The 12,772-nt window shown below is 39.6% G+C and carries 14 protein-coding genes; 3 read left to right on the forward strand and 11 right to left on the reverse strand.

Annotation, left to right across the window (positions count from 1 at the left end; all coding sequences use genetic code 11):
• From LS48_RS10115 to LS48_RS10135, 5 genes are all read right to left on the reverse strand, one after another.
• Positions 1–1,061 (reverse strand): HYR domain-containing protein (locus LS48_RS10115; protein ID WP_117590226.1); only part of this gene is annotated, 1,061 nt, incomplete at its 3' end.
• Between the two features lie 303 nt (positions 1,062–1,364).
• Complete coding sequence (locus LS48_RS10120) at positions 1,365–2,024, reverse strand: uracil-DNA glycosylase family protein (RefSeq protein ID WP_062622432.1); 660 nt, start codon at positions 2,022–2,024, stop codon at positions 1,365–1,367.
• A 48-nt stretch (positions 2,025–2,072) separates the two neighbouring features.
• The gene (gene yaaA, locus LS48_RS10125; RefSeq protein ID WP_062622433.1) at positions 2,073–2,834 is read right to left on the reverse strand and encodes a peroxide stress protein YaaA; all 762 of its coding nucleotides are present in this window, start codon (positions 2,832–2,834) and stop codon (positions 2,073–2,075) included.
• 60 nt (positions 2,835–2,894) lie between these two features.
• Positions 2,895–3,434, reverse strand: a complete 540-nt coding sequence (locus LS48_RS10130; protein WP_062622434.1) for a DUF3124 domain-containing protein — start codon at positions 3,432–3,434, stop codon at positions 2,895–2,897.
• Positions 3,435–3,455: 21 nt separating this feature from the next.
• The gene (locus tag LS48_RS10135; RefSeq protein WP_062622435.1) at positions 3,456–4,697 is read right to left on the reverse strand and encodes an alpha/beta hydrolase; all 1,242 of its coding nucleotides are present in this window, start codon (positions 4,695–4,697) and stop codon (positions 3,456–3,458) included.
• A gap of 129 nt (positions 4,698–4,826) precedes the next feature.
• On the opposite strand from LS48_RS10135, the gene LS48_RS10140 reads away from it, so the two are divergent.
• On the forward strand, positions 4,827–5,684 hold the full coding sequence (locus LS48_RS10140) for a hypothetical protein (protein ID WP_062622436.1): 858 nt from the start codon (positions 4,827–4,829) through the stop codon (positions 5,682–5,684).
• Here the strand turns inward: LS48_RS10140 and LS48_RS10145 are convergent.
• On the reverse strand, positions 5,673–7,151 hold the full coding sequence (locus tag LS48_RS10145) for a potassium/proton antiporter (protein ID WP_062622437.1): 1,479 nt from the start codon (positions 7,149–7,151) through the stop codon (positions 5,673–5,675). The genes LS48_RS10140 and LS48_RS10145 overlap by 12 nt on opposite strands.
• A gap of 144 nt (positions 7,152–7,295) precedes the next feature.
• Here LS48_RS10145 and LS48_RS10150 point away from each other — a divergent pair, with 144 nt between their 5' ends.
• Positions 7,296–8,093 (forward strand): HipA family kinase, encoded by a 798-nt coding sequence (locus LS48_RS10150; protein WP_062622615.1) that lies wholly within the window; start codon positions 7,296–7,298, stop codon positions 8,091–8,093.
• On the forward strand, positions 8,071–8,454 hold the full coding sequence (locus LS48_RS10155) for a DUF3037 domain-containing protein (RefSeq protein WP_062622438.1): 384 nt from the start codon (positions 8,071–8,073) through the stop codon (positions 8,452–8,454). Before LS48_RS10150 ends, LS48_RS10155 begins: the two co-directional genes overlap by 23 nt.
• Here LS48_RS10155 and LS48_RS10160 read toward each other — a convergent pair.
• From LS48_RS10160 to LS48_RS10180, 5 genes are all read right to left on the reverse strand, one after another.
• Positions 8,449–8,826 carry a PH domain-containing protein gene (locus tag LS48_RS10160; protein WP_062622439.1) on the reverse strand — a complete coding sequence of 126 codons (378 nt, stop codon included), beginning with the start codon at positions 8,824–8,826 and terminating at the stop codon, positions 8,449–8,451. The genes LS48_RS10155 and LS48_RS10160 overlap by 6 nt on opposite strands.
• A 29-nt stretch (positions 8,827–8,855) precedes the next feature.
• On the reverse strand, positions 8,856–9,335 hold the full coding sequence (locus LS48_RS10165) for a DUF4251 domain-containing protein (RefSeq protein ID WP_062622440.1): 480 nt from the start codon (positions 9,333–9,335) through the stop codon (positions 8,856–8,858).
• 80 nt (positions 9,336–9,415) lie between these two features.
• Entirely contained in the window at positions 9,416–10,168 is a 753-nt protein-coding gene (locus LS48_RS10170) for a DJ-1/PfpI family protein (RefSeq protein ID WP_062622441.1), read from the reverse strand.
• Positions 10,169–10,183: 15 nt separating this feature from the next.
• The gene (locus tag LS48_RS10175) at positions 10,184–10,894 is read right to left on the reverse strand and encodes a flavodoxin family protein (protein WP_062622442.1); all 711 of its coding nucleotides are present in this window, start codon (positions 10,892–10,894) and stop codon (positions 10,184–10,186) included.
• A gap of 72 nt (positions 10,895–10,966) precedes the next feature.
• Positions 10,967–12,604: an ABC-F family ATP-binding cassette domain-containing protein gene (locus tag LS48_RS10180; RefSeq protein ID WP_062622443.1), complete on the reverse strand. Its 1,638-nt coding sequence runs from the start codon at positions 12,602–12,604 to the stop codon at positions 10,967–10,969.
• Positions 12,605–12,772 lie beyond the last annotated feature (168 nt).

Below are 12,772 nucleotides of genomic sequence, written 5' to 3' on the forward strand. Positions count from 1 at the left end.
GCTGTAACGTCCTGAACGGTAACGGTAGAAGTACAGGTAGAAATGTTTCCTGAGTTATCGGTAACTGTCATAACCACGGTGTTTGCACCGGTCATTGAGCAATCAAATGATGAAACATCAAGGCTCATTGAGGCAATGCCGCAGTTGTCGGTAGAACCGTTGTCAACATCTGCAGCGGTAATGGTAGCCATGCCGGTAACAGGGTCAAGATCTACGGTAATATCCTGGCAAACCGCCACTGGCAGCTCGTTGTCTATTACGGTTACGGTAAAGTCGCAAGTAGAGGTGTTTCCGTCGCTATCGGTAACCGAAAGGGTTACGGTGGTCACGCCAACAGGGAAGGTACTTCCGCTTGGGTGCGTGGACACGATGTCGCCGGTAATGTTGCCGTCCTCGGTATCAATGGCAAGGGCCGAATAGTTGGCCACGGCGCCACAGGTGCCGGGAACGTTGTTCGCAGTAATGTCCGATGGACACACAATTACTGGCGGGTCGCCCACTGTTATCGGATTCATAACAAATGTAATGTCATAACTGTTCAAAGTTCCTGGATCACCACCAGCATCATCACAAATATTAATAGTCCAGTTTCCGTTTACGGTCTGACCTGCAAGCAATGTGTTCAATAAACCAGCTTCAGCTCTATAACCATTTGCAGAAGGTGCGCCACTTGACCAAGTATTCACAGCAGTGGGAGCATCGTCGCGAATAATCAAGGTGGCGGCAGTATCAAAACCATTGCTACCTCCATTATCTGAGGTTATATCTAGTGTGGAACCACCAGGAGTTAAAAGGGTAAGATCAATATCACTCGCCCAAGTATGAAGGATATTGAATGCTAATGAAGTAATTTGATATTCACCCGGTGCAGTGCCTATAACTCCCGTTAACGGCACATTGGCCGTAGATACTGTAGGGCCACCAGTACAAGGAAAGCCTCCAGTTCCTGTAGCAGGTATGGGAGTAGGTGTTCCCGAACCTGGATACGTCTGCGCATTAACCTGCCAACTAAACGTGGAAAGGATCAATGCCGATAAAATTAAAAATGTAATTTTTCTCATAAATTGATAATTTAAATTAAAAGTTAAAATGTCGTTAAAAGTACTCAAATTTGTAATAAGCGCCAAATAATATTAAGACCGAAATTTTCAAATTTGCAATAAACTTTAAAAAGCGTTTATCCCATTTATAAGTGCCTGGAAGCAAGTTTAATATATTAACCCTGCTTCCAGAAAAAATCACAGTTATGTGTTATATAAGAAGAAATACTCAACTACTTGGATAATTTTGTTCTTAGATTGTTGGGCTTTTTTAAGAATATATCTTTTAATAAATAAAAAATCTATTTAATGCGAACTTCTAGGTTAGAAAAATGGGCGATATTGCTCCACTCGAAAATCTATGGTAGTTTTCTCCGGAAATTTTTCCTTCATCTTTTTATAGGCAGCTAGACTTCCCACAGCTCTGTTTGCCGCTCCCGACGGAGCAATTAAGGAAACAGTTTTTACATTTCTCCCGCTTTCTGGCAGTTGGAATGTATGGATCTTAGGGACTTTATTTGAAACCAATTTCAATGAAAGATTATATTCCTTTATTTTTCTTCGGAAAAAATATTCCGGACCGTTTTTGCTATTTCCGCCCGTGAAGAGCAACGTATCAATTTTAGGATTTTGCTGAAGTACAGCAACCAAATTGCGCAGTTCCACTTCCAACATTCCAATATCTGAAGCATCAATTTTTTCTCTTCTGGCAGAAGCCACCATATCGCAGATTCCGATACCTCTTTTGATTAAAAAATGTTCGCGTTGCTCAATTGCTTCGGCCGTGGTTTCAAATTTTAGATCCAAGCCGAAAATCTTGTCCAAAATTGGCCACAGCTGTCCATCGCGGCTGCCGTAACAAAAATCCACATCACCCTCCTTCAATTCCCCCGTCGTGAAACGAGGTGGCGGTAATGTGCCTACTATCAGTTTGGTGGCATTCTCGGGAATAAATGGCGGGTATGGGTGGATGTGGTGGAACAAATTTTAGATATCTAGATTATTAGATTTCTGGTCAATTAGATTTTGGATTTATCGAATAAAAACAGGCTCATTCTCCTTTTCAGTATATTCTTCACTGAAACCATAACCATCATAATCAAACGCCTTCAAGTCATCCAAGGTTTGTACGCTTTTATCAATGGCGAAACGGGCCATACTGCCGCGCGCTTTTTTGGCGAAGAACGAAATTATTTTTAGCTCGCCATTTTTGAAATCCTTAAAAACTGGCGAAATAACGGGCACTTTCAATTTCTTTTCGTCAATAGCATTGAAATATTCCACGCTGGCGAGGTTGAGGAAAAGTTCACCGTCTTCCAATTCATCATTCAACGTTTCGGTAAGTGTTTTTTTCCAAAAGGAGTGCAGGTCCTTTTTTCGGTTTACAGGCAGTTTGGTGCCCATCTCCAAACGGTAAGGCTGAATTAAATCCAGCGGACGCAACATTCCGTACATTCCCGAAAGGATCCGCAGGGAATCCTGCAACAGATCAATCTTTTCCGAAGGAATGGTATAGGCGTCCAAACCTGCGTAAACATCACCGGCAAAAGCATAGACCGCGGGGCGGGCGTTTTGTTTTGTGAAAGGCGTTTGGAATTCTTTGTAGCGTTGGTAATTGAGTTCGGCCAATTTATCGCTAATGTCCATCAATTTGCCGATGGCCTTTTTGCTTTTGCGCTCCAACTTGTTATTTATCATTTCAGCTTCTTCCAAAAACTTGGGCTGGGTGGCGCGGGCAGTGGGAAGTTTTGATTCAAAATCCAGCGTTTTTGCTGGGGAGATAACTATTTTCATTAAATTCTTCTTTGCTTCAAAAATAAAGAAAACAATTTTGAATTCTGAATTAAAAAAGATTTACTCAATTCGCCTGCCCTGTGTTGTAAAACTCAATCCCTGCGAGCCGCGAAGCGAAGTCATGATTGCCTCAAAGAGCGGCTCGGGAGTTGTTGCTTTTGTAGTCCATTTAAAAATAAAATTCGCGCCACTACCTCCGTGCTCATCGGTTTCGTCTATAACTATTTCAACGGTTTCCAAAGGTTTTAGATAAATTGGTTTTTTGAAATAATTACGAATCAATTGCCCTTGGGTACCGTAATAATCAGCTTTTGAAATATAGATTGTATCGGTTTGGCTCACATTGCGCAAACTTACCATTGCCGTAAGGTTGTGTGATTTTTCCAATGAAAAACTATAAATGTGTGAATAGATGCTCAAATATGTAGTTCCTTTTTGCAGTGAATCACTTTTTTGGCCCGCAATTTCACCGTCAATGTAATGATCTTCCCAGTGGTTGGGATGGTAAGAGCTTATCTCCTTCTCTTCTTCACAAGAGAAAAATATTCCAAAAAAGAAAAGCACGATTATTATTTGAGTTATTTTAAATAGTTTTTTCATTGTTCTTTATTCTCAATAAAGCTACGGTTTTTTATCGATTTCGGCTTTCGTTTCAAGCAATTCGTTGATCTGCCATTGCCTTGCTTGCTGTTGGTTTGCCAAATTTATAGCCTTGTTAATGGTCTCGTTTGCTTCGGCGGCATTGCCATTTGCCATTTTAATCTTTGCCAAAACATTATAGCTGTCAAAATTGTTTGGGTTTATAGTCAAGGCTTCGTTCAGTAAATTTTCCGCCTCTTCATATTTTTTATCGGCAAGGATTTTTCCAGCCCTATACGTATTAAAGAGAACGAGGGCATTTGGATTCAATTCCTTCAACACAGCTTGCACTTTTGCACGTTCCTTTTCATTCTTTTGAAGCATATAATGTGTATTTCCCACAATGGTATATGGAATGTTGAAAATGCTGCCGTATTGTTTCTTCACTTCGGAATAATGGTTTTTTAAAGCTTCCGCAGAACCAAAATATTCTTCCTTTACATACCAATTTTTAAAAATATCGCCCAGTGCCCATTTATAGGTGGGAAGCCCAACGGAATTATGGATTTCATTGGGAAACTCTTGAAAATGTATGTTTTTGTCCATCATATTTTTAGGAATCTTTTTGATGAATTCATTCACGCCCATCCCTTGTTCATTGGCGAGTGAAATGTACACACTAGCCGAAGTGCTTCCGGTTTTTCCCCAAGTGTTTTCCATTACATTCTCCATGGTATTTTTGCCCCACCAAAGCGCGGGACTAATGGCGATATAATCATTGAAAAGATCGGGATGGTTTATAGCCGTATTGATAACAAAAATCCCGCCCACGGAATGGCCGCCAAGAATTTTATAATCGGCTGCTTTATAGTTTTTGTTTACATACGGAATCAATTCCTTTTCAATAAAACGTGCCATTTCCTCAGCATTGCCGCTATCTCCCATACCCTCTATTTTCGGCTTGCAGTTTTTGCGGTATTCGGCGGTTCCTTTTCCTGAAATTGCCACTAATATCATTTCTGGGATAACTTCACTTATTCCGCCCTGCAATTCCAAAAAACCGGCTACATATTGAAAATTGTAATCGCCGTCCAAAATATAGAGCACGGGATATTTTTGGTTAACCGCAATATTATAGGAAGGAGGAAAATATACAGAAAACTCTCTGTCTTGCTGAAGTATTTCAGAATAAACCTTATCGCGTTTGCCGATTGAAATTTCCTGCGAAAAACCGTTCTGTAAAACAAAAAATAGAAGAAAATAAATTAGTAGCCGTTTACCCATACTTAAATTTTTAACTGATTGTTTTTAAACATTCTCAAAGTTAACTGAAAAAAATTCTTTGCTTAAAATATTTTAATTGCTTTTGCTTTAGATTTTGTAGCTTCACTTTTTATAATTCGAAATAATAAAGTGTCAAAAACAGTATATTTCCCAAGCTACACGAAAGTAAGCGAAACGCCGGTTACAATCTTTGAAAAACTGCACCCGGAAGTTTTTGACCCGCCTTTTTTTAATGATGCGGTTTCTATGTTTCGCGCAAAAGATTCCCTTCGGAAAGAACTCGATTTGACTGCGGAAACCATTTCACAAAATAGAGGGTTATTACCGCTAAAAGGGTTTGTTTTTCATACTTCCCATTGCGGCTCAACGCTGCTTGCAAATATGTTTAGGGCAGCAAAAAAGACAAGAGTTGTTTCCGAAACGGAGGCCATAAACGGATTGTTGCTATCCGCAGTATTTTACAATTTGGAAGAAAAAATACTTTTAAAAAGTTTAAAAACTATAGTTGAAAGCTATTTACAGCCGCTGGGCGAAGCCGAACAAGTTGTTTTCAAACTTACATCGTGGAATGTATTCTTTATCGAGCTTTTCCAAAAAGCATATCCCGAAGTTCCTTGGATTTTTATAGATAGAAAAACGGAGGAAGTGGTTGCAAGCCTTTTAAAATCGGGCCGTGGGTTTGTGGAATGGTTTTTTCATCCCACCAATTTGCTCCAAAATTATTGTTTGGGCGAAGAAAAGCAGTTTGAATTATTGGAAAATTATCTATTCGCAATGGTTGAAGCACATAAAAACACTGCAAAAAAATTTCGGCTCGGAAATAATTTATTTTTGGAATACCCTTCGTTTCCAAATAAATTCGAAAGCGAAATTCTGCCACATTTCAATTTAAATTATTCTGAAAAAGAATTGGAGAACGCTGAGGAAGCTAGAAAATACGATGCAAAAAGTATTTACAAAACCCCTTATTCAAATTTAGGCAGCTGAAAACTCTTGGATATTCAATGCCTTAAACACTTTTTTGATTCCCTTTTTTGTTTCGGAAAGTACGATGAGCACATCATCTGCATTAATGACGGTGTTTCCGTTGGGCGTAATATATTTGTCATCCCTTTTTATCATTGCGATAATTGCGGTTTTGGGGAATTCAATATCCACAATTTTTTTGCCGACTATCTTGTTCCCCTTTGCAATACCAATTTCCCGCATTTCAGTTTTTGGATGTTCCTCCAGAAATTTTTCAGAGGGAGATATTTTTTTCTCTTCACTTGGAATACTCACCCTTAACCATTTCGCGACTACCGAAAGCGTAGTTCCCTGAATTAAAATGGAGGTTAGCGAAATAAAAAATACAATATTAAAAATCATATTCGCTTTATCGATTCCAGCCAATAATGGGTAGGTTGCAAACACAATCGGCACTGCCCCGCGTAAACCCACCCATGAAATATAGAAACGCCTTCGTAATTTCATTTTAAAGGGAATCAAACTCATAAAAACCGCTACGGGACGAGCCACAAAAATCAAAAACAAGGATATTAAAAGTCCAATCCCAATCACGGGAACAATCTGCGATGGAAATACCAAAAGGCCCAACGTCAAGAAAAGTACAATCTGCATCAACCACGCCAAACCATCATACATTTTAAGGATGGTCTTTTTGTGAATTAAGTACTGATTCCCCAAAAAGACCGCACAAATATAAATGGCTAAAAAGCCGTTACCGCCCACAAAATCGGTTACGGAAAAGGTTATAAACATTAAGGCAATGACGAGCACAGGGTATAAACCCTCAAAATCCAAGTTGATTTTATTGATAATAATCTTGCTCAACTTTCCAAAGCCAAACCCAGCTATGGTTCCTATAATCATTTGTTGAAAAAACAGTGGAATCATAGACACCAATCCTTTATCCTGATTGATTACCAAACCTAAAAAAGCGATTGTAAGCACATAGGCCATAGGGTCGTTACTTCCGCTTTCCATTTCCAGGGTGGGACGCAAATTGGTTCGAAGCGCAAGATTTTTGGAACGTAAAATTGAAAACACCGCAGCAGCATCTGTTGACGACACTATACTTCCCAAAAGCAAACTTTCATAAATGGTAAAATCGGTAACGTAATACACAAAGGTTCCCAAGCCAACAGCGGTAAGCAAAACCCCCAAAGTTGAAAGTGCAAAACCTTCTTTCATTATTGGTTTTACAGCTTTCCAATCGGTGTCCAGTCCCCCTGAAAAAAGAATAAAGTTCAATGAAATTATACCAACTAGCTGCGCGATTTGCGGATTGTCAAAACTGATGCCACCTATGCCATCTTCACCGGCAAGCATCCCTATTCCCAAGAAAAGTACTAAGGTGGGTACGCCAAATTTATAAGAAGTTTTACCCGCTATTATACTTATAAAGAGCAGTAACGACCCAACAAGCAAAATGTTTTCAATGGTTAAATCCAATAACTTTTAGTTTAAGGTTTCATATTTCAGCAAAATACGAATTTAAACTTTCAAAAAATTATTGGATTCTATTTTTAAGGCATAAAAAAACATCTCTCCGGAATGGTACCGACATATTCACAAATAAACTTAATTTTGCAGGCAATGGCAACCGACAAAATAGAGCTCCGCACCGTAAACGTTACACGTTACATAACTCCTTTGCGTGAAGGCGGTTCGCTACCTGCCTTGGCCGAAGCGGATGACGATTTTAAATATGTTTTGAAGTTTCGCGGCGCGGGACACGGCGTGAAAGCGCTGATAGCAGAACTTTTGGGTGGTGAAATTGCGCGAACTTTAGGCTTAAAAATTCCCGAAATTGTTTTCGCAAACTTAGACGAAGCTTTTGGCAGAAGTGAAGGCGACGAGGAAATACAGGATCTATTAAAAGGCAGCCGCGGACTAAACTTGGCCTTGCATTTTCTTTCGGGAGCTTTAACATTTGACCCCGTAGTAACACAGGTTGATGAAACTTTGGCTTCCAAAATTGTATGGTTGGATGCTTTTATAACAAACATAGATCGCACAGTTAAAAATACCAATATGCTCATTTGGCATAAGGAACTTTGGCTGATAGATCACGGCGCCACTTTTTATTTTCACCATTCATGGGGCGATTGGCAAAAAGCGGCTGTTACGCCATTTCCTTATATTAAAGATCACGTGCTTTTGCCACAAGCTGCTTTGATTGAAGAAATTAATGAAGAAATGATTGGGCTTTTGCCAGATAAAAAAATGCGGGAAATAACTGATCTTATTCCTGCAGATTGGCTGGATTGGGAAGGTTTTGATTTGTCTTCGGAAGAAATCAGGGAAGTATATTACCAGTTTTTGGTAACTAGAAGAAACAATGCAAACAACTTTGTAAAACAAATTCAGGATGCCCGGGAAACACTTGTATGAATATGCGGTAATACGTTTGGTGCCCCGTGTGGAACGCGAGGAGTTCCTAAATGTTGGGATAATTCTTTTCTGCAAAGGAGCCAACTATTTGAATTGTAAACACCAAATTGACACCGAAAAGCTAAAACTCTTTTCCTGCGAATTGGAGGTTGAAGAGATTGAAAACAATTTAAAAGCTTTTGAAAAAATATGTTCCGGCTCCAAAGACGGAGGCCCAGTAGCGCAATGGGAAAAACCCGACAGATTCCGTTGGCTTACCGCGCAGCGCAGTTCTTCACTACAAACTTCACGTCCGCACAACGGTTTTAGTGATGATTTGGATGCTACTTTGGAACGTCTTTTTGGAGAATTGGTGCTATAAAACCTTTGCAGCCAAATATTTCTGCACTTCGTAAATATCTATGCTCTTGTTGAACTTTTTACTCACCGTTGGCAAGTCTTCGCTGCTTATCCAAATCTTCAGTTCGGCGTCCAGATCAAAAGTACCGGCAGTTTCCAAAGAAAATCTCGAAATATGTTTGTAGGGAAGGCATTTGTATTCAGCTTTGCTCCCCGTTAAGCCTTGGACATCTATCAAAATTAACCGTTTATTGGTAAACATAAACACATCGCGAAAAAGTTTGAAACCAAGTTCTACAACTTCACCATCAATTAAAAGACGTCCGTATTTTTCGTTTAGTTTTTCTGAGGAAACTTCGCTTGCATTTCCCAATATTTTATTGAATAGACTCATTTTAGATTTTTAGATTGTTGAAATCAATATTATTCATTATTAACAATTTCTCCTTGAAAACTTATGGTGCCACGATCGTTGCTGCTAATGGAAAGTGTGGCAAAACTGGAGTATCCCACTGAAATTGAAATAACATAAATGTCAGTTTCCCCTTTTACAGTAGTAGTTACATTATAACCATTTTTTGCACTCGTTATAATAAAATCTTCAGGTTTTCCCTTAAAACGCATGCCTTTATCTCGGCCCATAATCATTCCGCTATATGCTCTGCCGTAAAAAGGCATATTGCTTATAACCATCTCTGGTGAAAATGTTATTGAATAATTACTACCAACCAAGTTTTTTGGGGGCTGCCCGAGCGGTAAAGCTGTGTTTGCTATAAACTCAAAGTTTTTGGAATTCAGTAATGTTTCAATGGAAGTATGAGGTTTTTCAGTTTTATTCTGCGCAGTGGTGCTTCCGAAAATAAATAGAACAACTAATGTATATAAAATTCTAAGTGCTTTCATGTTTACTCTTTTTAATCAAACCAAGTGCAAGTTTTGTGCCCAAAATTTCAATCAATTACCGTCCACTGCAACTGAATACTTTATTGTTTCCAGTCCTGCAATTCCTTCACATACAGATACGATTCCACAAAATCAACCTGCTCCTGCCCAGCCATTTTTTTCAATAAGTTCAATGCGGATACATAACTGATTAGATTTCCGTTTGAGGATAAAAACTTTCCATCTTCCACATATCTCACAACGCTGTCATTCTGCACTTTTAAGTTCGGATAGGCTTTTTGAAGCTCTTCTCCCCCACCAATCCAAGTCACAATTTTTTTACCATCAGCAATTCCCGATTCCCCAATTAAATGTGCCCCGGCACAATTGCTTACGGTGTATTTGGTGCTATTGTTTTGTTCCTTTATGAAGTTTACAATTTTTGGATTGTGTATTTGTGCATACATATCATATGCACTTGGAACGAAAAGCACATCCAGTTTTGGACAATTTTCAAAAGTGTAATCTGGGACTATCTTTAAACCTTCTTCACTAACAATCGGGTCAGAAGTTTCCGCAATTGTAATTACATTGAAAAGTTTTTTGCCGTCTGGGGTTGGTTTTGTGAAAACGTCAGCGGTGGCAGTAACTTCGGTAGTCAAAACACCGTTGTACATCAACAGTCCGATGATTGGCAGGCTGTCGCTTATTGGTTTTAACAGTTCCTTTTCAGCGTACGCCACAACTTCTGGGTCTGCTGGACTTGGCTCAGGACCTGTAGATTTATCTGTGGTAAGATTGCAGCTTACAAACGAAGTGGAAAGTGCAACAAATAAAACAATTAATCTCTTCATATTATAAAAATGGATTTAGCGATATTCTGGATTTTCAAAATTCCAACGGGTGCCATCGTCCCAATCTTTTCGGGAATTGCCGTATTTTGGATACCCTCCCTGCTCTTTCAGCATCTTTGCCAAATGAAGCAAATTATACGTCATAAAAGTAGTATTCCTATTCGTAAAATCATTATTTTTTGCGCCACTTTCCTCATCCCGATAACTTGGCCCAGGGCCGGCTTCCCCTATCCAACCACAATCTGCCTGTGGCGGAATGCTGTAGCCTACGTGCTGTAAGGCATAGAAAATGCCCATAGCACAATGCTTTATTCCATCTTCATTTCCGGTAATGATGCAACCGCCAACCTTTCCGTAAAAATAATACTGTCCCTTTTCATTCTGAAGACTGCTCATTGCATACAGCCTTTCAATCAATTTACTGGCCACAGAGGATTTTTCGCCCAGCCATATAGGAGTTCCAATAATCAGAATATCGGCAGTATCTACCTTCTTCCAAATTTCCGGCCAGGCATCTTCACTTGCGCCGTGCTCGGTCATATCTGGATATACGCCGTAAGCCACTGGATGATCCACAAGACGAATATTTTCAAAGGAAACCCCTTCGGCCTCCATTATATTTTGTGAAACATCCATCAGGCCCTGTGTATGGCTCATCCGCGGGGACTGCTTTAGGGTACAATTGATGTAGAGTGCTTTGAGTTTTGAGAAATCTGGTTTTTGCATAATTGATTTTAGTTTTAAAGGTAAATAATATTCACCAGAACCGCTAAAAACCTAATCCCATAAACTTTTGAACTAAACCTTCAAATCAATCTCCTTCAAATTCTCTATTCTATTTCTCTGAAGGAAATCGTCGATGGTTTCAAAATGCTCAATTACGCGTTTATCCTTAAATTCGAAAACTTTTTCTGAAAGTCCCTGTAAAAAATCGCGGTCGTGGGAAACCAAAATCAACGTGCCGTCAAACTGAAGCAACGCTTCTTTTAAAACATCTTTCGATTTTAAATCCAAATGGTTCGTAGGCTCATCGAGAATTAAAACATTTACGGGTTCTAGCAATAATTTTACCATCGCCAAACGCGTTTTTTCACCTCCGGAAAGCAGCCCCACCTTTTTATCGATATCATCACCGCTGAACATAAAGCGACCGAGAATATTTTTTATTTGGGTTCGGATTTCGCCTTTGGCCACCTCATCCACCGTTTGAAAAATGGTGAGTTCCTTATCCAAAAGCGCGGCTTGGTTTTGTGCAAAATAGCCCACCTTGGCATTGTGGCCCAAGGCGCAGGTACCCTCAAAATCAATTTCGCCCATAATAGCTTTGATCATTGTGGATTTCCCTTCGCCATTTCTACCCACAAAACTCACTTTTTGACCACGGGCAATACTCATACTTGCATCCTTAAAAACTACATGTTCTCCATATTTTTTAGTCATTCCCTCTACAAGTACAGGATAATCACCACTGCGCTGTGCAGGCGGAAAGCGTAATGCCAAGGCCGAAGTATCTATCTCGTCAATCTCGATAATCTGAAGTTTTTCAAGCATCCGCTCGCGGCTATTCACTTGATTGGTTTTGGAGTAAGTACCTTTAAAACGCTCTATAAACTGTTGCGTTTCTGCTATAAATTTTTGTTGCTCCTCGTACGCCTTTATTTGGTGCGCCCTTCTATCGGCACGCAGCTGCAAATAGTGGCTGTAGTTGGCTTTGTAATCGTAAATACGGCCCATGGTAACTTCAATGGTCCGGTTGGTAATGTTATCTATAAATTTTCTGTCGTGAGAAATAACAATAACCGCTTTTGCTTTGTTCAGTAAAAAATCCTCAAGCCAGATTACCGATTCTATATCTACGTGGTTGGTAGGCTCATCAAGCAAAATAAGATCGGGCTTTTGAAGCAGCAGTTTGGCCAGTTCAATCCGCATACGCCATCCGCCACTAAATTCTGAAGTGGGACGGTGCAGATCGCTGCGCTTAAAACCTAAGCCCCGAAGCGCTTTTTCTACTTCGGCTTCGTAATTTATTTCTTCCAAAGCATAATATTTTTCACCCAATTCAGCCACTTTGGTAATAATGCTCATATACGCATCGCTCTCGTAATCGGTACGGGTTTCCAGCTCTTTGTTCAAGCTGTCCATTTCGTCCCGCATTTCAAAAATCTGTTTGAAAGCTTTAGAAGCTTCCTCAAAAACGGTACAACTGTCATCGGTCAATAAATGTTGCGGCAAATATGCAATTACGGCATCTTTTGGGGCGCGGACGTTTCCACGGGTGGGTTTTTGCACCCCGGCAATAATCTTCATCATTGTACTTTTTCCCGCACCGTTTTTTCCCATTAGTGCTATCTTATCGTTTTCGTTTACTACAAAAGAAACATCGCTGAAAAGTGTTTCTCCACTAAACTCAACTGCTAAACCATCTATTGAAATCATATCAAAATTTTGAGGTTGCAAAACTATTAAAAAGAAGTGGATTACGATTACTTATAATCATTTGGTTGTATTGAAGAAAAAAATGCATTTGGTAGCTATCTTCGCACATCATTCACCCCTCCCAATTAAAAATCATTTTGTAAATTCACACATCAAAATTTCTGTCCT

Origin of the sequence: Aequorivita aquimaris, assembly GCF_001573155.1 — a bacterium.
In the GTDB taxonomy this organism is placed as follows: Bacteria; Bacteroidota; Bacteroidia; order Flavobacteriales; family Flavobacteriaceae; genus Aequorivita; species Aequorivita aquimaris.

Coding starts and splice junctions, on each gene's coding strand:
- LS48_RS10160 (WP_062622439.1), bottom strand. CDS start 8,826: ATGAGTCTATTCAATAAAATATTGGGAAATGCAAGCGAAGTTTCCTCA.
- LS48_RS10170 (WP_062622441.1), bottom strand. CDS start 10,168: ATGAAGAGATTAATTGTTTTATTTGTTGCACTTTCCACTTCGTTTGTA.
- LS48_RS10165 (WP_062622440.1), bottom strand. CDS start 9,335: ATGAAAGCACTTAGAATTTTATATACATTAGTTGTTCTATTTATTTTC.
- LS48_RS10130 (WP_062622434.1), bottom strand. CDS start 3,434: ATGAAAAAACTATTTAAAATAACTCAAATAATAATCGTGCTTTTCTTT.
- LS48_RS10180 (WP_062622443.1), bottom strand. CDS start 12,604: ATGATTTCAATAGATGGTTTAGCAGTTGAGTTTAGTGGAGAAACACTT.
- LS48_RS10155 (WP_062622438.1), top strand. CDS start 8,071: ATGCCCGGGAAACACTTGTATGAATATGCGGTAATACGTTTGGTGCCC.
- LS48_RS10135 (WP_062622435.1), bottom strand. CDS start 4,697: ATGGGTAAACGGCTACTAATTTATTTTCTTCTATTTTTTGTTTTACAG.
- LS48_RS10175 (WP_062622442.1), bottom strand. CDS start 10,894: ATGCAAAAACCAGATTTCTCAAAACTCAAAGCACTCTACATCAATTGT.
- yaaA (WP_062622433.1), bottom strand. CDS start 2,834: ATGAAAATAGTTATCTCCCCAGCAAAAACGCTGGATTTTGAATCAAAA.
- LS48_RS10150 (WP_062622615.1), top strand. CDS start 7,296: ATGGCAACCGACAAAATAGAGCTCCGCACCGTAAACGTTACACGTTAC.